We start from the raw sequence: 20,996 nt of genomic DNA on the forward strand, positions 1-20,996 counted from the left end.
AGATCTTAAAAAATGAACCGCAAAAATACATAAAAATTCATTACCAGCGTGACAGTTTGTCAGCGCTTAACAAATTCAGTTTTCTGTTGTTAACACTTTAAGGAATAAGAAACGCTTACAGCCACCATTATTTATGGCAGACACAATAAAGAAGAACAGGTGGCTCAAAATGCTGCTCACAGCATTGGGAATAATTTTGATAGTGGTACTGATACCTGTGCTATTCCTCAACAATTACCTCGAAAACAAACTCTCTGAAAAGTTAAAAACCGCTGTAAGCAAAGGCAGCGACAGCATGTACAGTATTGATTTTAGCGATATAAAATTAAACGTACTCCGCGGTAGGGCAACATTCTACAGTATCCGTTTAAACCCTTCGGTGGATGTCTATAGAGCAAAACGAAAGCGGAAAGAGCGTGTCCCAAACAGCCTTTATCAATTACAGGTGCAACGCCTTATAATATCGGGTGTAAAAGTAACAGACCTTCTATTCAACAAAAATCTGCAAATTTCCCGCATTACGCTGGATATGCCTGATATAACCGCAAGCAAATATGCCAATCAACCCGATAGCAATAAAAAAGATGACCGAACCCTTTATCAAAAAATTGAAAAGACCTTTAAGCTGGTAAGCGTAGGCGAATTGAGGCTTGGCGACGTCCATTTAAAAAAAATTGACTATACCGGCCCCAAACCAGCTATATCCGAATTGAAAAATATGGATATTATGGGTAGCAACTTGCTGATAGATCCTACATCGGAAAGTGATACTACACGTTTTCTATTCTTTAAAAATATCACAACCAAATTTCACAACTATAAAAGTAAATCTGCCGACGGGCTGTACTCGTTTAAGGTGAGATCAGCAGAGCTCTCAACCCAAACAAAAAAACTAATTGTTAAGGGGATTGATCTTATACCTGTAGCTTACCCTGCTTTTTTTAGCAAAAGCAAAAACGACAGGTTCGATCTCCATATCGATAATATGGTATTGTACAATTTTGATTACGATGGCTTTCAGCGAGACCAAAGCATTGACGTACAAAAACTTATAATTGATCAAGGTAATTTTGGTTTATATAGTAACTACAATGGCCCCTTGCCAACTACAGACAGGCTTGTCACATTCCCCAATTGGGCTATCCGTAATAAAATTCCTTTTCCTGTCAATGTAGATACGCTTGAAATAAAACGTATGAATTTTAGCTACGCTGAGCGGAACCAAAATACGATGAAATTTGGTCACCTTAAATTCAATAACATCAACGGGAGATTATTAAATATTACAAACCGGAAGGAGCTGCTTAAAAAGAACAACATTGCCACTGCAGATATCAGCAGCACATTTTTGGGAAACAGTAGGTTCGATATCCACTTTGCTTTTAATCTAAGCGATGCGGCCTATAGTTACAGCTATAAAGGCCATCTTGCCCCTATGGACTTATCGGCTATAAACCCGGTATTGATGCCGCTTGGTATGGTGAAAGTTACTAAGGGCCATTTAACTTCCCTTGACTTTAATATATACAGCACACAAAAGATCTCTAAAGGTATAGTCTCTCTTTTATATAAAGACCTTAGCGTAGATATGCTTAGGCCCAACTACACTAAAAATATGCTGTTAACAGCCCTGGTAAATACCGTTGTGCTTAAGCATGATAACCCTGATGACGGCAATACTACACCCCGACTGGCTAACGTGGTTTACATTCGTCCTAAGAACTTTCCTTTCTTTAAAACAGTATGGCATGTACTGCTTAATGGCATTAAGAACTGCGCAGGTGTAGGCCCGGCACAAGAAAAAAAATTGAATGCACAGCAGGATACAGAAGACCAGAAAGAACAAGAGAAGATCATCAAAAAAGCAATAAAGAAAAAAAAGGAAGAGGATAAGAATTTTAGAGAGCAGCTAAAAAAGGAAAAGAAGAATTGATGTAGAAATAATAGTGCTTAAGATAACAAAGGCGATGATTGCTCATCGCCTTTGTTATTTTTACATTGCTTTTTTCAAGCTGTCCTGTTTCGCTTTCTCTCGCTTTTTAAAGAAACCTTTAAGCAGGAAATTGTGCTGCACTGCCTCAAGGTCGTCGTTTAATTTTACTGAGCTTTGTTGCAAGTAGTTCATAGTACTTTTTACCTGCGTTGCCATTTTAGGATCATTTAACAAGACGCCCAGGGCATTATCAGTGGTGTTAAGCTTGTTTGATGCTTTATTCAGGTTATCTGTAAGTGTGCTGGCATTTGCTGCAGCTTCCTGCAATTTGGTAACCGATGAACGGATACGATTGAATGTAATGGTATCTGTAAGTACGTTATCAGCAAAACCACCCTTGGTATTTATCTTTTGGCTAAAGCTGTTCAACTGCATGGCCATTTTTGATGCGTTTGTTGTTGCACTTGCCAGGTTACGCATGGTAAGCTTTAACTGGTTACCCATGGTACTATCTGCAAGCAATGCACCAACGGTACCCTTACCTGACAAAATATCTTTGCTCAGCGTTTTAAAATCATTGGTTATGGCCAGGATGTTCTGGTTATTTTGTTGCAGGGTTTTCATGATATCATCGGTAGACAATAACTTTTCTGATTGTAAAACATCACCATCCTGTACAATAGGCGCCTGCGGGCTGCCGCCGTCTATCACGATGATCTTGTTACCGATAAAACCATCGCTGCTAATGCGCACACCTGCGTTACGGTGAATGTAAGACTGGGTTGCTGCATCTATGCTCATGATCACATCTACCTCGTGCAAGCCTGTAAATTTGATCTCTTTAATGGTACCCACCTTAACGCCGGAGAACCACACGTTGTTACCTTTTTTAAGCCCTGCAACATCGTTGAACTTTGAACTGATGTGAATGCTTTTTACGAAGGTTTTTTGTGACCCGCCAAGGGTTAGTACGCCCAGTACAAATACTGCAACGCCTAAAAACACAAATACCCCTACAATTATTGATTTTTTACTTTCTGCTGCGTCCATAATGGATACTATATCTTTATTCTATAAAATTATAATCATAAAAAGGTTTCACGCGGGCATCATCCGTTGCAAAAACCTCGTCAAAAGAACCAACCCGCTGAAACTGTCCATCAAGCAACATCGCCACACGGTCGCCCACCATTTTAGCACAGGTAAGGTCGTGTGTAATAACTATTGATGATGTATTATAGCGCTGCTGCACTTCGTTTATCAATTCGTTTATCTCAATGCAAGTGATAGGGTCCAAACCAGCCGTAGGCTCATCATACAACATTATCTCCGGGTTAAGGATCAGTGTACGCGCTATACCGATACGTTTACGCTGCCCGCCAGATAGTTCTGACGGCATCTGGTTGATGGTTTGCGATAAGCCAACTGCATCCAAAACGCTGTGTACGTTGGTGTCTATCTCCTTGCGGGTGATTCCTTTGCGGTTACGCACTAATGGAAACTCCAGGTTTTTGCGCACTGTCATACTATCATACAATGCGCTGTTCTGAAAAGAGAAGCCAATGCGGATACGCAATGCTTCCATTTCCTTTTCTGTTATGGTGGTTAACTCATTTCCCAACACGTTGATGGTACCGGTATCAGGGTAAAGCATGCCCGATATCAGCTTGATCAATACAGATTTACCTGTACCGGAGCGGCCTAACACTACCAGGTTCTCGCCCTGGTAAAGATCAAGATCGATACCGCGCAGTACGTGATAATCGCCAAACGATTTTTGCAACCCGCGGATGCGGATCACCTCGTTATTCATGTCGATATTTGCCTTTTGCTTTTCCATTTTATATTAGCGGAACCATCCGGCTATCTGTACAATTAAAACTTCTTCAATAAACACAATAAACATTGCTGTTACCACTGCGCCGTTAGCAGCTTTACCAACGCCCTCGGTACCCTTGGTTGAATTATACCCCTGGTAACATCCAACTATACCAATAGTAAAGCCAAAAACTACAGCCTTAGCCAACGATGCCCAAATATCCACAAAGGTTATAGGCTCAAAGGCCTGCTCAATAAACGTAGCGTAGCTGGTGCCCTCGTTTTGTGCTATGTTCAAATACCCGCCGAACAAGGCAATAAGTGCTACATAAGTAGCTAACAATGGTATAGTGAATGTTGTAGCAATAACACGTGTACATACCAAAAATTTAAAGGGCTTGGTGCCGGATACCTCCATAGCATCAATTTGCTCGGTAACCCGCATAGAGCCTAATTCCGCACCTATGCTTGAACCCACCTTGCCGGCTGCGATAAGCGCCGTTACCAATGGTGCAAGTGCCTTCATGATAGCGATAGATACCAGTGACGGCAGCCATGATGTTGCACCAAATTCTGTGAGTGAAGGGCGGCTTTGCTTGGTAAAGATAACCCCAATGATAAAACCGGTAAGGGTTATCAGCGTGAATGACCTAACGCCGGTTTCATAACATTGCCTTACCACTTCTTTAAACTCGTAAGGCGGTAGAAAAACTTCCTTAAAAAAACGAATTACAAAGGCATAGATACGGTACAGCATCAGGAAAAAATCTGATATTGCGTTTCCAATTTTTTTAAAGCGCGATGGCGCTGTGCCTGATGTCGATTCTGTGCCTTCCATTAACTGGGCAAAGGTATAATTTACGTAAGATATAGAAACCCGGATTGACCGATTTGTTTCAAAAGTTAAATCAGTTAATTGTAATAATTGTTTTAATGCAGGCATTAAGTTGATACACAAGTATGTTGTATAATCATTTAGGCTATAATTTGATTAGGGATAGGAACGTTCAAACTTTCGCGTTCATGGTCTTTAAACTTTATCTTAGATTTTAAAATTGAGGTGAAATGAGTTTGCGATTTAGTATCTGCCGCCAGTGTTTTTTGTTGATTATAACGGTTTTTACAACGCTTTGGCTGCCGGCAAATGCACAGTTATTTAACCCCAGCGACCCGCAAGCTACTAACGAAACCAGGCAACTTTACTACAGTATGCAGCGCCTTAAAGGGGCAGGTACCATATTTGGCCACCATGATGATACTGCTTATGGCGTTGGCTGGTGCTTTGTAAAAGATCAGTCTGACGTAAAAAGCGTTACCGGAACCTATCCGGCCATTTACGGCTGGGACCTGGCTAAGATAGAACACGACAGCGTTCGCGATATAAACGGCGTACCTTTTAAATATCAAAAACAACTGGTACAGGAGGCCTACCGCCGGGGCGGCATCAATACATTTTGCTGGCACATGGATAACCCTGCCAATGGTAAAACCGCATGGGATACCAGCATGCGTACCGTTGCAACCATATTGCCCGGCGGGGAGCATCACGAGACCTACAAGCAATGGCTTGATAAGGCAGCCGCCTACATGGCCAACCTAAACGGTGATGACGGAGAGCAGATACCTATCCTTTTTCGCCCTTTTCATGAGTTGACCGGCAACTGGTTTTGGTGGTGTGCCAACACAAGCACCCCGGAAGAGTTTAAGCAGCTATGGCGATTCACTATCGATTACCTGCGCCAGACCAGAAAACTGCATAATCTGCTCATCGTTTTTTCTGAAGCTGATTTTAACAGCGAGGAAGAGTTTATGCAACGCTACCCCGGCAACGGCTATGTAGATTTTATAGGCTTTGATAATTATTGTTATAAGAATGTTGAGGACTACAAATACAACCTTAATAAGCGACTGGACATTATTGATGGCATTGCCAAACGCAATAATAAGCTTACCTGCCTGCCCGAGACAGGATATGAACAAATTCCGCAAGCCAATTGGTGGACTACCGTACTGCAACCCATACTTGCCAACCATCAGCCATCATACGCTATGGTTTGGCGCAACGGCCGCCCCGACCATTACTATGCCCCCTACCCAGGACAGATAAGCGAGGCTGATTTCAAGAAGTTCTTTGCCAGTCCGCAGGTGATATTTGAGAATAGGATAGCGCCACTGGGTGTGTATGGGAAGTACGTGTTAAAGAAGTAAGTTCTTGCCTCGCCCTTGCGAGGAGGCGTAGCCGATGTGACAATCCTCGATTGGTAGAGCTGCTCTATAAGTCGGGGATTGCCGCGCTACCGCTCGCAATGACGGGCCATGTAGTTAGATATCTTCCACCGCATCAATCCAATTCCCGTCGCTTTTGATGATATCAATGAGTTCATCAAGCGCTTTATCAGTATTAACATTTTTCTTCACCACTTCCTTGCCGCGGTACAGCGTGATCTTATCCGGCCCCGAACCAACATAGCCGTAATCAGCATCGGCCATTTCACCAGGACCATTTACAATGCAACCCATAATACCGATCTTTAATCCTTTAAGGTGGCTTGTACGGCTGCGGATCATTTGTGTGGTCACCATCAGATCGAACAAAGTACGGCCACAGCTTGGGCATGATATGTATTCGGTTTTAGAGATACGCGAGCGCGTGGCTTGTAAAATACCGAAAGCGGTTGAAGTTATTACATCTACCGGCAATTGAGGTGCATCAATCCATATACCGTCGCCAAAACCATCAACCAGCAGAGCACCAAGGTCTGTTGAGGCGAAGAGTTGTAAATTGGTATTGAGATCTGAGAAGTGAGATGTGAGATCCGCTTCCTCGTTTTGACTTTTGGATTTTGGATTTGGGCTTTCAAAATCATAAGTACGCTTAACAATAACCGGTACATCGAGGCCCATCTCCAGCATTTTAAGGAAGAACGAACGCTGATCGGCCATGCCGTGGAGTTCGGTAGTTTCCAGTACAAATACCAAAGATCTATCTAAAGGAATAGCGCCAAAAGCTTCGGTTTCTAAATCATGATGAGTTATGCGTACCAGGTTAAGTGCCGATGAACGGTCTGCATCTGCTGCGGCATATTCTTCAAGCGTGAACAGCGGGTGGCAAAGCATTTTGTTAACCAGCTTTTTCCAGGTGTTGTAGTTGTAAAGCTGGCGCAGGTTACCCGGCATGTTAAACGATGGCAAACTATCTCCCAGGAAAACAAAATCGACTGATTGCTCGCCCATGTTATACTTATCCAACAACGGCGAATAAATGTAGCCGGCTGCATTCAACACCGATGGATCTTTAAGATTAGCGTGCTGCAGATCTATTACCACACGCGGCACCATGTGCCCGCCTATAAAGGCGTTGGCCTCGTAGGTTTCGCGTTTTTTATATTCATAAGGAGAGTATAAAAGCCTCTCCCCAGCCCTCTCCAAAGGAGAGGAAGCTGTTTCATTCTTTTGACTTTCGACTTTTGACTTTTGACTTCTAAGCGCGTAGCGCTGAACTAAAGCAATTGCAACCGGCGCTTCTGCTTCGGGTTCTTCGGTTAATGATACGCGCACTGTATCGCCGAGGCCATCCTCCAATAATGTACCTATGCCCACGGCAGATTTGATACGGCCATCCTCACCGTCGCCGGCTTCGGTAACGCCAAGGTGTAACGGGTAATTCATGCCTTCGGCCACCATGGTTTCAACCAGTAACCTGTAAGCTTGTACCATAACCTGCGGGTTACTGCTTTTCATGGATACTACCAGGTTATAGTAATTCAGTTCCTCGCACATGCGGATAAATTCCATGGCACTTTCTACCATCCCCTGTGGGGTATCGCCATAACGGCTCATGATGCGATCGCTTAGTGAGCCGTGGTTAGTGCCTATGCGCATGGCAGTACCATATTCCTTGCAAACGCCCACCAAAGGTTTAAACTTTTGAAATATGCGTTCTAACTCGGCCCTGTACTCAAGATCGGTATAGTCTATCTGGTCAAATTTCTTTTTATCGGCGTAGTTACCGGGATTTACACGTACTTTCTCTACTATGCGGGCAGCAACTTCGGCCGCGTTAGGCGTAAAGTGTATATCGGCAACAAGCGGCACATTGCATCCGCGCATGCGGAGCTGCTTTTTTATTTCGGCCAGGTTATTGGCTTCTTTAATGCTTGGTGCGGTAATGCGCACATACTCGCAGCCGGCGTTAACCATACGGATGGTCTGCTCAACGGTACCAATTGTATCCATGGTATCGGTAGTGGTCATGCTTTGTATGCGGATGGGGTTATTGCCACCCATAGGCACATCGCCAATAAATACTTCGCGAGTAACGAAGCGCGAATAATCTGTTAGCGAATTACAATATTTACCGGGCAGCACTTTAACGGCATCAGCATTCATGCAGGCGTGGAATTAGATGAGCACAAATTTACGAAAGAAGTTTAGATGTTAAACGTTTCTAAGTACTATGATGTTCTGACAACAATTAGTTAAATTTGAATATGGCAACGCAATTTGTGACCGACGAAAACGGTAAAAGGACATCTGTGATTATATCGATAGAACATTACGAGAACCTTTTGCATCAACATCAGCGCGATCTTGAATTAACAGATGAGTACAAGAAGATGATGGATGAAATGCTTTTAAAGGAAGATGATGGTACAGCAACCTACGTATCTGCCGAACACATTAAAAGCAAATTCATGCCTAAATGAAATATTTTTTAAAGTACAGACACGAAGCTGAAAAAGATCTTGAAGAAACGAAAAACTATTACGCCGATATCTCCCAAGCAGTAGTTGAGAATTTTTTTGCTGAATTTTTTGAAACTGTATCGTTCATACAACAAGAGCCTACCTTATTCCAAATCAGGTACAGAAAAATTCGGATCGCACCTATGTATCGCTTCCCTTACGGTGTGCATTACATCATCAAAAAAGATGAAATTGTAATTTTAAGAGTATTGCATTACAAAAGATATTTTAAATAAGCTCTTAATAGTTACAGCATTTATGCCGCTTAGCATGTTTTTTGATAACATAAAGTTTATATTAGGCATTATAAACTATCTGCATGAAGCGTTTCGTACCCCTTATTATATCCGCCGCCTTATTTTGCAGTTGCGACAACAACCAGCAAAGTGCTGATAAACCCCTTAACCAGGGCCCCGAACTGTTGCAGCAGTTTAAACCGTTGATAAACGGCACCTGGGTAAAAAAGGATTATATAAAAAAAGTAAAGAAAAGTAAATCGCCACTGGAGGCGGTTGACCATGGTGTAGGCGTTACCGTATTCCGCATCGATATTTCAAAAATGAAGGGTGATAGCATACCTGTGACCGCGGTGGTAAATAATCATGAGGCTGCAAATTTAACCCTGAGGTTTCAACCCGGCAGAAATACCACAACCATTGTTTTTGGCAACGACGAGTTGAGTTATAAACTTAAAAATAACGATACTACGCTTATCATCTACCATTACGACAACAAAACGAAAGAAACCAGTAGCGCCCAATACATTAAAGCACCTGATGAAAATAAGGTAGGTGATCTTGCAACTGCCATGAACCTGATGATCAACCAAGCCATACTTAGCGGAAACTACCAGGGAACAGATGCAACAGGCAAGCCTGTCAACGCCCGTTTCACCGATGATGGCAAAGTTAGTGGCCTGCCCGGCTTAAGCACCTATTTTGTACAGAACGACCATATTGCCGATCCACAGCACAGCCATGACGAAATCATGTTTAACATGAATGCCGCCGGCCAAAAATCTTATTCGTTTATCATCAACAAGAAAACCTTGTACCTGTATGATGATGCCGAACACATTAAATCTAACAAGCCTTCTTATACCCTAAAACGCAAACGCGATTAGTTACTATTATCAAGGTATTTGTAAATAGCGATAAGATCTTCGTCGCCATGCTTTTGCGATGCCGCCTCAAATGTTGCTAAAGCTGTTTTGCCTAAAGGTGTAGCCAAACCGATATCCCGCGAGAGTTTCAGATCTTTCACAATATTCTTTAAGCTGAATGCGGCTTTAAAGTTATTATTTACAACAGCTTCGCCTTTTAGCTTGGTATATGGGTTGGCAATAGCTGAATTACCTAAAAGCTCAAGCAACACTTGGGGCTCTATCTCGTTATTTTTTGCAAGAATAAGCGCCTCAGCCAGCCCTTGTGTGTAAAAGCTCAACAGCGTGTTTATAGCAAGCTTTGCCGCATTGCCTGCTCCGGTGTCGCCAACATTTAAGGCCACCTTACCTATTGTTTCCAAAACCGGTTTAACTTTTTCGAATACGCTCTTCTCTCCGCCAACCATAATTACCAGTTGTGCTGTTTCGGCCTGTTTTACACTGCCCGATACCGGTGCATCAAGATAGCTTAAGCCATGCGCCATACATTGCTGCGCCATTTCTTTACTGATGGCAGGTGACACAGTACTCATGTTGATGATCACTTTTCCGTCTCCTTCACCGGCTAACAGACCGTCTTCGCCTTCAAAAACACTGCGGATAGCTTTATCATCAGTCACCATAATGATGATGATATCTGATTGCCCTAATAATTCTTCAGGACTTGATGCGGTATTTGCGCCCTGCTCTTTTAATCCTGCTTCTTTATCTTTACTCCGGTTATATACTGTAAGAGGATAACCTGCCTTAAGCAATTGCTGCGACATTGGAGTTCCCATCAGGCCAAGGCCTATCCAGCCGATCTTCATTGTGTTCATATTTATGATGTAAGTACGTGGTCGTCGAAATATTTCCTAACCAACAAATTAATAAACCGTTTTAAATGGGTTTCGTTTAAAAAAACGTTAGACCAGTTTTCAAACCGTTCGCACTGTACACCCAGGTAAAAGAAATACATGCTTACCCCAAGCATAGGCAGCAGGCGTCGCTCCTCATCATTTATAGGCAAAATACTTTCGTAGCCCGCTAAAAAGCTGTTCAATTTCTCGTCACGTTCCGTGTCAACTTTCTCGGTGCTGTAAAGCTGGAGGATATAGTAGGCAATATCTAAACAAAGCCAGCCATTACCGCAAAAGTCAAAATCAAATAAATTTATCTTGCCCTCTGCGGTTATATTCATATTATCGAACCACAAATCCATATGCACTGCACCTTTCCGCAATTGGCTATCATCAGCATGGGCCCACAGTTTGAGTAAAGTTTGTTGCGTAGAAAGCATCCAATGCATTTCGGCGGAAGATTCGGGAAGAAAGTCCTTGATCTGCTCTACGGATCTTTGCACCATCAGTTCTGCCGTGTAGGTGGGCCGTTTAAGTGATAAGCCCTCCGTTAGTTGATGAATCTGCGCCATTATCCGCCCTACGGAATAGTGGACATCTGCCGGAAAGTTCAATAGTTTCTCACCATCAGCATAGGTGAACAATACACCGTAACGCATGCCCTCAGGAGCATGTATCTCCTGTATGTAAATGCCGTCGCTATCATGCAGTGCATAGCTAACCGGTATATTGTTGTCCTTTAGCAGATTAAGTAACCGCAATTCTTCCTCAATTTCAAGCCTGTTGCGCCAGCCAAAGCTGTAAACCCTGAATACATATTTCTGGCTGCCCTGATCATTGATCAGATAGCTATGATTAACACCTGCCTTAAGCAGCTTGCAGGTTACACCGGTATCAAAATCGTAAGCATCTTGTACATAAGGCGCTAAAATATTCGGCGATAAAATAGAACTGATAACAGGAAAGGTATTCATGGCTTTAAATAATGGGGGTACAAAGAAACAAAAACGCCACTGCTTATGGGCAGTGGCGTAAATTATTTTAATAGGCTGTTTACACCGCGTCGGACAATGAACTAAAGGTAAAGTCCCTAATTTTCATTGGTGGTATCAGGTAGCTGCGGTAGCTCTCCACGCTGATGCTGCGCTCGGTTTTACCTAACGCTTCAAGATTGTTAAGCATAATTACCGGACTCTCGTTAAACCTGAAATTTTTAACCGGGTGAATGATCTTGCCATTCTCAATATAGAACGTGCCATCGCGGGTAAGGCCTGTAAGCAGTAACGACTGCGGATCAACCATGCGGATGTACCATAACCTTGATACCAGGATACCACGCTCTGTACTTTTTATCAGGTCTTCCAAAGTGGCATCGCCGCCCTGCATGATAATATTTGATGGACCGGGAATAGGCTCAACACCCTTCTTCTGCGCCCAGTAACGCGAGTACGATAGGTTTTTAACCACACCTTTATCTATCCATAGCGTTTTCTCGCGCGGTAAGCCATCGCCGTTCCAGGTTGAGGCAGGAAGATCAGGATTGAATGGGTCTGAGTAGATGGTTACTTTCGGATCAACTAATTGTTCTCCTAAACGGATACCCCCGCCTTTTTTGCTCAGGAAGCTACGGCCTTCTTCGGCGCTGCGCGCATCAAAACGGAACATATTCTCCATCATGTATGTGGCTGCAACAGGCTCTAATATCACCGTATATTTACCAGGCTCCAACGCCTTTGCATTTGCCGAAGCATTGGCTTTCATACAAGCTACCCGAGTTGCAGCGGCGGTATCTAATTTAGAAACATCAGTAAAGCCGCGAGCTGCATAACCGGAGATGGTACCTGCCTCGTTACGTGTGGTAACCGAAAAAGTAACATCACTGCTTTTGTTGTAAGCGAATAACCCCTTAGAGTTCATCATGGCGTTAAAGCCACTTGAGTTCTCCAGAAAGCCGGCTGCGTTTAGTTTGCTGTCTTTAGATACCTGCAAGCTTTTACCAACCATTTCGGCTCGGCTTTCAGGCGTCATGGTTGCGGTATTTGCGTTAAAGGTTATGGATTCTTTAAATTCTCGCGGGCCAAGCATCGGCATATACTCCGGGTTTTCAGGAGCCAGTTGGGCCAACTCCTCCGCACGGCGTACCACCCTTTCCAGTGATGCATCATCAAACTGGTCGATAGATGCTGAACCGGCTTTCTTTCCGTAAACAGATGTTACGCTTAAGCCAACATTGCTGATATCGCCTGCTGTTGAAACGGCGTTTAACGCGTAACGTACGTTACCGCCCTCGCTGCCACCAAGGTTTACCTCACATTCTTCGGCTTTTGAATAGCTTAGTACTTTTTTCAGTAAAGCCTGCGCTTGTTCTTTTGTATATATAGGCATATGCTTATCCGATCTTTCTTTTTGTGTTAATTACATTAACACCGTTAAACCTTGCTGTTGATGAACCATGCGATACCGCGCTGCTTTGGCTTGGCTGGCCTTTACCATCGTTAAATGATCCGCCCAAACGGTAATCGCGCTCGTCGCACACTGCTACGCAGGAGTTCCAGAACTCACGGGTATTGGCCTGGTAAGCCACATCGTTAAGCATACCTACAATCTTACCATTCTTGATCTCATAGTAAAGCTGTCCGCCAAACTGGAAGTTATAGCGTTGCTGATCGATAGAGAAAGAACCGTCGCCAATAATATAAATCCCTTTTTCTACATTTTTGATCATATCATTTACGGCCATTGGCGTTTTGCCCGGCTGTAATGATACATTTGGCATACGCTGGAACTGCACATCCTGCCAGCTTTGTGCGTAGCAGCACCCCTGCGACTCTTTTAAGCCGATGATATGCGCCTGATCGCGGATGGCCTGGTAATTCACGAGGATGCCATCTTTAATGATGTCCCATTTTTTGCAGGCAACGCCTTCGTCATCATAACCAACTGCACCAAGCGAACCCAACTGGGTTTTATCGCCAACAATATTTACGTTCTTGCTGCCAAAGGCAAAATTGCCCGATTTCCATTTATCCAATGTTAAGAAACTGGTACCTGCAAAGTTGGCTTCATAACCTAACACGCGGTCAAGCTCTGTTGGGTGGCCTACCGATTCATGAATGGTTAACCAAAGGTGACTTGGGTCTAAAACCAGGTCGTATTTACCCGGCTCCACACTTTTTGATTTTACCTTTTCTGCAGCCTGTGTTGTAGCAAATTTTACGTCCTCCAGCATATCGTAACGCTGTTTATACAACGGCGTAATGGAAGATATTTTCTGATCGGCAAGCGGGGTCAGATATTCATAACCCATACCCACCGGCGAACTTAACGACCGGCGCGTTTCAAACGAGTTACTTGCCGCATCTATCTTGGTCACGGTAAAAGTTGGGTACAGGCGATGAACGTCCTGGTCTATATAAGAGCCATCCGTTGAGGCAAAATATTTTTGCTCGTTAACGGCAAATATCATGGAGTTTACAAAGTTTGCACCGCCATTCATGGCAACGGCATTGGTACCTAATAACAGGTCGACTTTGTCCTTGATAGGAACTTCAAATGCGTTCTTTTCGATAGGCGTTTTCCAGCTTACTTCACCGTAGCCTTTTTGTGGTGCCAGTTGTACCGGTGCACTGCCCAGTTTAGCGTTGGCTTTGGCAACTGCAACTGCACGTTGTGCAGCTTTGGCAATGCCTTCTTTGGTTACCTCGTTAGTGGCAGCAAAGCCCCAGCAGCCATTTGCAATAACGCGTATGCCCACCCCGAATGATTCGGTGTTGGCTACGTTGATGACACGGTTCTCGCGGGTTATCACAAACTGATTAAGGTAACGGCCAATGCGCACATCGGCGTAACTTGCCCCGGCAGATTTTGCGGTGTTTAAGCCTGCATCAGCCAGTTGCTTTTTAAGGCGTACATCAATACCCTCAAGCGCCCGCTGCACATCAATAGTGTTGCCATAGCTGTTTAACGACGGCATAGCCATGGCACCGGCACCAATTCCCGTCAGATAAATAAAATCTCTTCTTCTCAAAGTTTGTCCTCCAAAAATTAATTCCCAACCGGGGAAGACGGTTTAAGTAAAAACACAGTGTAAAAAGCTTCTCCCTGCCCTCTCCAAATGAAAGGGTTTATTCTCCGCATTTGAAGTCCTCTCATTTGGAAAGGATTTAGGTGAGGCGCTTAGCCTCGATCCACAGGAAAGTACAAGCTGCAAGCAGCAGCATATAAAAATAAATTTTTGGCACGTCAATCCTAATTTTTTCTTGTATCTGTTTTGTTACATCAGATAATATAGGATGGGCTGATTGATAAGCCGTAGTAGCGGCAATTTTTTGAGCGGATTGTATGCCCAGCCATTGGTCGCCCGGATAGGCATACCATAAGGCCGAATGGCCACCGCTTTGCAATGTTTGCCAGCCGGGAGCCGTTGTTTGTCCGTCCGCAAACCACAAGAACGGGACGGACTGGCTCTGCTCTGGGGCAACACGTTCGTTGTTGATAAGTATGGGGCCGCTATCGCCACGATCAATATTGAATTTTACCGGTTCGCCGGTAACAGGAAGTGAGGAGAAGGTTATTTTTAACGGATCTGGTTCTGCTTTACGCGCTGCGTTACTGATAAGCGCCGACCAGTACCAGGCATAGTCTTCTTTGTCACCACCTAATACCCAACTATAGCTGTTGTTGACGATATTAAATACAACCTTCCCTGCGCCCGCTTGCGCTATGGCAGCAACTGTTTTAGCACCTGTTTTAGCTAAAGCCTGCGTACCGTTATTATGGTTGATGTATGCGGCCCCAACCGGCAATTTACCCGATCTGCTCTTTTGGGTGCCGATACTAATAAAACCCGGCGAAGCTTCCTTGCCGGATGGCCTATCGACAGCAAAACCGTTTTGCAGCCACGTTTTTTTATCAGTACTGTCTGCCCGTAATATGACACCCAAGCCGCCATCATTTATCTGCTGTTTAAGCACTGCTGCTTCTGCCGGGTTCAGTGAAGCCAAAACAGACAGATCACCAATAACCACATCAAATTTATTAAGGATGGTTGCTGACAGGCTATTGATGTTAGCTTGTGGCAAATTGATAAACTCGGTATTGTATTTATCCTTACTTATAACTGTGCGCATGGCTACGGCATAGCCGTTACCCGCCAACCAGTTCTTTAAAAACTTGGTTTCAAAATCCGGCGAAGCCGAAAGCATCAATACCTTAAGCGTTTTAGTAGGAATAACCTGCACCGGAACATCACCCTGCAAAGCAGTATCGACATATAACTGATAAACTAACTCACCAGTGGCTTTTGGCTTAGCCGAAAGGTTGAATTTAGCCTCAGATCTTGGTTCGATAGTGACAGAATCAAGAGCCGTTGCCGATCCTTTTAAGGTTAACTTAATTTTTTTGTTCAATATATTGTTATACAAGCCCTGTACCTGCAAATTATCGCCAGCTTTAACTTTCTCCGGCCAACTTGCAGCAATTACACCGTGCGGTTTAGATGATGGATGGAAAGCGATAGGTACTCCCTCCAACTGTTCTAATTGATATGGCTTTAAACCATCGCCGTAAATATGCAACCCTATCGAATCGCCTAATTCGTCCAAACCTGTAAGCAGCTTTGCTTTTGCCATCCTTTTCTTTACAGATGCATCTAAGGTGTAAAAGTGAATATTGGCATCAGTAGGCAAGCTGTCTTTGGCAAAGCCGGGAGTGAGTAAGATGTGTTTTTGAGCCTTATCGATATTTCGAGTAGTATTGTACTTAAGTGGCAAGGCAATGCACGCCAAAGCCACAACGGCTATTAAAACAGCCGCCAGGCGTAACCCTATCCACGATCTTTTACGCCGTTTGATCTCCAGCCAGCCGAAAATGATGGCAGCAATGGCGCAAACCGTAATTACAAGATATGGGGGCAGGCTTTGCATTAACGGTTGAGCGATTTAAGGTTCTTGTAATATTGCTTGGACAGCCCCATATCGGCAGGCGACTGTGCCGAAGATGGCGCGGTATTCAGTGGCGATAAACTTTTCTGAATGGCACGTTCAACCAGCTCTATGTCCGTGCGTTTGGGTGCGGATGTAGCAAGGATACGCCTCATGGCATTTAATGCTGGCAGATAAACACCCGGTTGCGCCGAGGCATTTTCGCTCAGTTTTTGATCTGCCAGTTGGAGGGATTGTTTTTGCGCTGCATTAGGCGTGGTTCCTTGTTTAAGGTTTTGTAATACGGCAACGGCGGTACGCAGTGCTGCTTGCCCATCCGAGGCGGCTTTTATCTCCTGCTTATCAGTTGGCGAAGTCACATTGTCCAATTCGCCGCTCAATCGCTTTTCCATTTTTAGCGGTGGCGAGTTGTAAGCCGTTTTTGCCACATAAGCGCGGGATTTTTGCTGCAGGTCTTTCAATAATCGCAGTGCTTTAAACGCAAAAGGCAGCGCGGCGGCAGGTTTGTACAGGCGCAGTTGCAGTTCGGCCTTCCACATTTCGGTAAGGGTGGCTTTAAGCTGGGCTTTTATGGCCGGTTCAAACAAACCGGCATCATCGGCATTGTCGTGGTCGTCTGTGTACTCTTTCAGTATCTTTTTGGCATTGCTAAAATCTTCCGGGTTATCCAGGTCATTATTGCCTTTGCCTATCTCGTCCTCTGCTTCCTCTCCTAAATATTTGCCATAACGCAGGCGCAGCAATTTTTGGTCTATCGCCAGGTTATTGCTGCGGATGTTAAATTTCTCTACGCTGATGCTATCCTTATCTTTCAGTAACTGCTCGGCATCTATAATGATCTGCCTTTCGCTCCTGAAAAATTCAGGCTTCAGGCTCGATCCTGCTACCATGCCGGTCATGTTCAGCAATTCAGCAGTATCCTGTATGCTCACCCTGAACACATCAGAGCGGCTTTGCTGATGGTAGGTATCCTGCGCCTGCAAGTAAAAATAAAGCTCATCACCCGGCTCCATTTTCAGGGATGGCAGGTCTATCAATTTAGCAAGTTCGTATTTAGTTTTCTGCCCTCTGAATTCTTCCGCAAACGGAATTTTATATTCAGTAAACTTAACGCCTTCGCCGCGACCCTTGGCTACGGTTGCAACAAGCTGCGCGTTGATGATGCCATGATCGTCATCAACCGTAGCGTTAATGTTTACCCGCTGTGCTTCGCCCGCATCAATGTAAGTGTAGGGCTTCGGCGTTTTGATATGGATAATCGGCGGGGCATCTTTTAAAACGATGATGCGATAAAGGTCAGACAGTTTGCCATCCACCTTTACTTGGTAAAAACCTGGTTTGTTCAGTTGTTTGATGCCCGTCCACTCGGTGCCATCTACCGAAGGTTGAAGCTTCAGTTCCTGTATATCGTTAAAAATGAGGGATAGTGCTTTGACCCGAACGTTGGTTTTTACCTGCCAGCGCAGGCTTGCATTCTCGTTTATGGTGATGTTGAATTTATCCCAGGTGAACGGTGTGCGGCTGATATAAGCCGGTGGCGTAATCGTGATATGCACACCCTTAACCTGAGGCAGCAGCACTTCGGGTTTTTCGGGAGCGCAGAAGGCCACATCGCGATCGTGGGTGTAAAAGATCTTGTCTACATGGAACAATTTACCCATGGCCCAGATGAAGCCTGTTGCCACCAGCAAAGCGATAAAAGCAAAAACAAGTTTCTTTGCAAATGGCTTGTGCGACACGTTCAAATTGCTCAAAGTTTCCGCAGCCTTTGCGGAGGCTAATTGTTGAAGGGTGTTTTGCTGTTGTGCTGGTATCAGCAACAGTTGGGTACTTTCTTCCAGCTCAGGATATTCTTTATTTAGGAACGCGGCTATCTTTTTATCAGACATTTGCCAGGGCTTACGCACAAGCAATATCAACAGCAAGGCAACCGGGAATATCAGCATCCCCCAAAGTAATTTCGGCGAGATCAAATAATAGGCAATAGCACCTGCGTACAGAGCGGCGTAGGCTGCAAAAAGCACGACCTCCAGCACCTGGTAGGTTACCCATCGCCTGCGCAGGCTTCGTATTTTATGTAAGCCTGCCTGCTCAGCCATTTTCCTGTTGTTTAAGTTTAAAGTTCAACACACGTTCTGCAGCAAAGACCAGCATCAGCAACAGCCAAAAATATCCGGAAACATCCTTTTGTTCGCTTGCTCGATAAGGAGATGTGGGCGTAGCAGCCTTAATCACATCAGGCTGTATTTGCTGATCAGTAAGGATACGACGGTCATCACTGTTTGGTTGGCTGGCGGTTTGCTGATACAGCAACTTTAACATCATCGCCGGGAAATCATCGCTCCAAACCAGGTTGTTCCAGGCCGGGTTAAAGTGGGTGTAGAGGCCCCCCAGCCCCCTGAAGGGGGAGTATGAAAGAATAGGGTCACCGTAATCATCCACCCAGATAGATTGTGTGCCATTCTCCTTCATAGCGATACGTTTTTTTAAAGCGATATGCCCCGGCTCTATCCATGAATTTACATCTGTGGGCTTGCCGTCCGCGTAAGCTAAAACATGTTTGGCTGTTTTCTCCAATGCCGCGGGCACCGGCTTGTTTGCTAACCAGAACAGCCAGGTTTGGTTGCCGGGTATTGTTTGATTGCTGTATTGTTTGATGATTGTTTTATTACCGTTAAAAGCCGTAGCAGCATCAAGCGCAGCTTTTAAATATTGCACATCCAGCGGATATCTATCGGTATAAATGGCAATGCGTTGGGTGGTGGTGTCAACCGTAACAGGTGCGTTATTGCTGCCATTGAGACTAATGCTTGTCCGCCCGCTTTGGGTGCGGACGGTGTGAGCAGGATCGCCATTACTTTTCAGTGTGGTGGTGGTGTACACTGTGCCATTAGGTGTGCTTGAGCCATCGGTTACTCTGATGCTGCCATCATTTGTTAAAGCAGCAGAGGCTACCCATCGACTTACGGAATCTGCCGGGGTGTAGGTTTGCCATTTTAGATTAAGGCGTACTTTTGGCTTACTACCCTTAAAATGCTTTTTAAAATTCGGACTGAAGATGTAAACCTCCCTGCCTTGCCCGCTTTCCTCAAGCTGCTTAGCCAGGCCCCAATAGTTGATATTAGATTTAGATAAGGTATCGGCTTGTTGCTTTGTGCTGTCGCGCTTTTCAAAACCTTTATTAAAATAATGAAACTCGTAACCTTTACTGATGAGCGAATCTACCTGCGGTTTAAATCTGGTGTAGGTTTCTTTAAAATTCTCTTTCGGGATGAGCACCCAGCCTTTGGCTTTGGAGGCAGAAACCATCTTCTCCCAAACAGGCTTCGCTAAAAAAAAGGCGATCAAAGCCAGCAGCAGGCAACGTAATATCAGCAGGAGTATCTCCAGCAGTTTAAGGCTACGACTACTTGTTTTTGAGGCTTCGCTGATGAGCGATATGCTGCCTACCCGCAATGTTTTTCCCGGCCTGATATTCCACAGGTATATCATCAGCGGGATGCTTAGCGCTGCCAATGAGATAAACCATATGGGGGAAAGAAATTGCATCAAGAAGCCTCTCCTAAATCCTCTCCGAAGGAGAGGACTTTCTTTAATTGTTTATAAATGGTCCCGTAATTCATTGTACCAACCCCTTTTTGCGTTGGACCAAAAATTCTCTCAGGGCTTCATCAAGCGGCTGGGAGGTGCTGAGCATGCGATAGGCAATGCGTTTGCCAAGCAGCTCAGCCTTAATGACGTCAAGATGTTGTTTTAGCTTTTCTTTATAGACGGTTTTTGCAGTTTGGGCATTCACCTGGATGGTTTCGCCCGTTTCCATATCTTCCAGTGTGGTGTAGCCTTTAAAGTTAAAGTCCAGCTCGTTTTGCCCCATCAGATGAAACACGATGATCTCATGCCTTAAGGCAGCAAGCGTATTCAGCAATGAGAATATCTCACCATTGGCCTGGTACATATCGGTGATAAATACCAATAACTCCTTACGGCCATTATCGGCGAAGAGTTCTTTGTAGTGGGCTGGCTGGGTGAATTGTCCGCCCGGTTTTACCTGCTCCAAATGGTAGAACAACCTTTGCAAATGCTGCGGATCGGGTTTGGACGGCAGCGAGAATAGCTTGCCATCCTGAAAAACATTTAGCGCTACAGCATCGCCCTGCAGGTTGGCCAGCCATGCCAGCGAAGCCACCAGCATTTTGGCGTAAGCTATCTTGGCTATTCCGTCATCATCGTGGTTCATTGATGCGCTGGCATCAACGAGGAAACGCACCGAAATACTGGTCTCTGTCTCCGATTCGCGGATGTAATATCTATCGCTGCGGGCAAACATGCGCCAATCCAGCCAGCGCAGGTCGTCACCAGGCTGGTAGCTGCGGTATTGAGAAAACTCAAGTCCCGGCCCCTTAAGCGTGCTCCTGTTAAACCCATTCATAAAGCCATCAACAACCGTTTTCGCCAGCAGCGGCAAATCCTTTATGGTGGTTAATGTTTTAGGGTTGAGCATGGTGATATTTTATTGGGTAAAAAGCCATGTCATTGCGAGGAGGAACGACGAAGCAA

General features: G+C 44.7%; 17 protein-coding genes. 5 read left to right on the forward strand and 12 right to left on the reverse strand.

From position 1 onward, the window contains the following. Nucleotides 1–133 precede the first annotated feature (133 nt). A complete protein-coding gene (locus tag FPZ42_RS03725; RefSeq protein ID WP_146269128.1) occupies nt 134–1,933 on the forward strand; it encodes a hypothetical protein in 1,800 nt (599 codons plus the stop codon). A gap of 60 nt (nt 1,934–1,993) precedes the next feature. On the opposite strand, the gene FPZ42_RS03730 is transcribed toward FPZ42_RS03725, so the two are convergent. Genes FPZ42_RS03730 through FPZ42_RS03740 form a run of 3 tightly spaced genes read right to left on the reverse strand, consistent with a single transcriptional unit; the run spans nt 1,994 to nt 4,508 of the window. Then, a complete protein-coding gene (locus FPZ42_RS03730) occupies nt 1,994–2,983 on the reverse strand; it encodes an MlaD family protein (RefSeq protein ID WP_146269129.1) in 990 nt (329 codons plus the stop codon). Between the two features lie 16 nt (nt 2,984–2,999). Further along, entirely contained in the window at nt 3,000–3,773 is a 774-nt protein-coding gene (locus tag FPZ42_RS03735) for an ABC transporter ATP-binding protein (protein WP_146269130.1), read from the reverse strand. A gap of 6 nt (nt 3,774–3,779) precedes the next feature. Next, nucleotides 3,780–4,508 carry an MlaE family ABC transporter permease gene (locus FPZ42_RS03740; RefSeq protein ID WP_255563306.1) on the reverse strand — a complete coding sequence of 243 codons (729 nt, stop codon included), beginning with the start codon at nt 4,506–4,508 and terminating at the stop codon, nt 3,780–3,782. A 308-nt stretch (nt 4,509–4,816) separates the two neighbouring features. Here FPZ42_RS03740 and FPZ42_RS03745 point away from each other — a divergent pair, with 308 nt between their 5' ends. After that, the gene (locus FPZ42_RS03745; RefSeq protein ID WP_146269132.1) at nt 4,817–5,959 is read left to right on the forward strand and encodes a glycoside hydrolase family 26 protein; all 1,143 of its coding nucleotides are present in this window, start codon (nt 4,817–4,819) and stop codon (nt 5,957–5,959) included. A gap of 114 nt (nt 5,960–6,073) precedes the next feature. Here FPZ42_RS03745 and ispG read toward each other — a convergent pair whose 3' ends face one another. Beyond that, entirely contained in the window at nt 6,074–8,140 is a 2,067-nt protein-coding gene (gene ispG, locus FPZ42_RS03750; RefSeq protein ID WP_146269133.1) for a (E)-4-hydroxy-3-methylbut-2-enyl-diphosphate synthase, read from the reverse strand. Between the two features lie 101 nt (nt 8,141–8,241). Between ispG and FPZ42_RS03755 the strand changes: the two genes are divergently transcribed. The 3 genes from FPZ42_RS03755 to FPZ42_RS03765 all read left to right on the forward strand — a co-directional run bounded on the left by FPZ42_RS03755 (nt 8,242) and on the right by FPZ42_RS03765 (nt 9,619). After that, on the forward strand, nt 8,242–8,457 hold the full coding sequence (locus FPZ42_RS03755; RefSeq protein WP_146269134.1) for a hypothetical protein: 216 nt from the start codon (nt 8,242–8,244) through the stop codon (nt 8,455–8,457). Further along, nucleotides 8,454–8,732 carry a type II toxin-antitoxin system RelE/ParE family toxin gene (locus FPZ42_RS03760; RefSeq protein ID WP_146269135.1) on the forward strand — a complete coding sequence of 93 codons (279 nt, stop codon included), beginning with the start codon at nt 8,454–8,456 and terminating at the stop codon, nt 8,730–8,732. Before FPZ42_RS03755 ends, FPZ42_RS03760 begins: the two co-directional genes overlap by 4 nt. A gap of 83 nt (nt 8,733–8,815) precedes the next feature. After that, the gene (locus FPZ42_RS03765) at nt 8,816–9,619 is read left to right on the forward strand and encodes a hypothetical protein (protein ID WP_146269136.1); all 804 of its coding nucleotides are present in this window, start codon (nt 8,816–8,818) and stop codon (nt 9,617–9,619) included. Here the strand turns inward: FPZ42_RS03765 and FPZ42_RS03770 are convergent. The 8 genes from FPZ42_RS03770 to FPZ42_RS03805 form a co-directional block, all read right to left on the reverse strand. After that, entirely contained in the window at nt 9,616–10,476 is an 861-nt protein-coding gene (locus FPZ42_RS03770) for an NAD(P)-dependent oxidoreductase (RefSeq protein ID WP_146269137.1), read from the reverse strand. The genes FPZ42_RS03765 and FPZ42_RS03770 overlap by 4 nt on opposite strands. 2 nt (nt 10,477–10,478) lie before the next feature. Continuing rightward, complete coding sequence (locus FPZ42_RS03775; RefSeq protein WP_146269138.1) at nt 10,479–11,471, reverse strand: phosphotransferase enzyme family protein; 993 nt, start codon at nt 11,469–11,471, stop codon at nt 10,479–10,481. Between the two features lie 79 nt (nt 11,472–11,550). Further along, nucleotides 11,551–12,882 carry a TldD/PmbA family protein gene (locus FPZ42_RS03780; protein WP_146269139.1) on the reverse strand — a complete coding sequence of 444 codons (1,332 nt, stop codon included), beginning with the start codon at nt 12,880–12,882 and terminating at the stop codon, nt 11,551–11,553. 4 nt (nt 12,883–12,886) lie between these two features. Next, nucleotides 12,887–14,524, reverse strand: a complete 1,638-nt coding sequence (locus FPZ42_RS03785) for a TldD/PmbA family protein (RefSeq protein WP_146269140.1) — start codon at nt 14,522–14,524, stop codon at nt 12,887–12,889. Between the two features lie 136 nt (nt 14,525–14,660). Then, a complete protein-coding gene (locus FPZ42_RS03790; protein WP_146269141.1) occupies nt 14,661–16,421 on the reverse strand; it encodes a hypothetical protein in 1,761 nt (586 codons plus the stop codon). Beyond that, on the reverse strand, nt 16,421–18,538 hold the full coding sequence (locus tag FPZ42_RS03795; RefSeq protein WP_146269142.1) for a hypothetical protein: 2,118 nt from the start codon (nt 18,536–18,538) through the stop codon (nt 16,421–16,423). The genes FPZ42_RS03790 and FPZ42_RS03795 overlap by 1 nt, the downstream gene beginning before the upstream one ends. Continuing rightward, nucleotides 18,531–19,988 carry a BatA domain-containing protein gene (locus FPZ42_RS03800; protein WP_146269143.1) on the reverse strand — a complete coding sequence of 486 codons (1,458 nt, stop codon included), beginning with the start codon at nt 19,986–19,988 and terminating at the stop codon, nt 18,531–18,533. The genes FPZ42_RS03795 and FPZ42_RS03800 overlap by 8 nt, the downstream gene beginning before the upstream one ends. Nucleotides 19,989–20,058: 70 nt before the next feature. Then, nucleotides 20,059–20,940, reverse strand: a complete 882-nt coding sequence (locus tag FPZ42_RS03805; RefSeq protein ID WP_146269144.1) for a DUF58 domain-containing protein — start codon at nt 20,938–20,940, stop codon at nt 20,059–20,061. Nucleotides 20,941–20,996: the final 56 nt, after the last annotated feature.

The sequence above is a fragment of the Mucilaginibacter achroorhodeus genome (genome assembly GCF_007846095.1).
Classification (GTDB): Bacteria; Bacteroidota; Bacteroidia; order Sphingobacteriales; family Sphingobacteriaceae; genus Mucilaginibacter; species Mucilaginibacter achroorhodeus.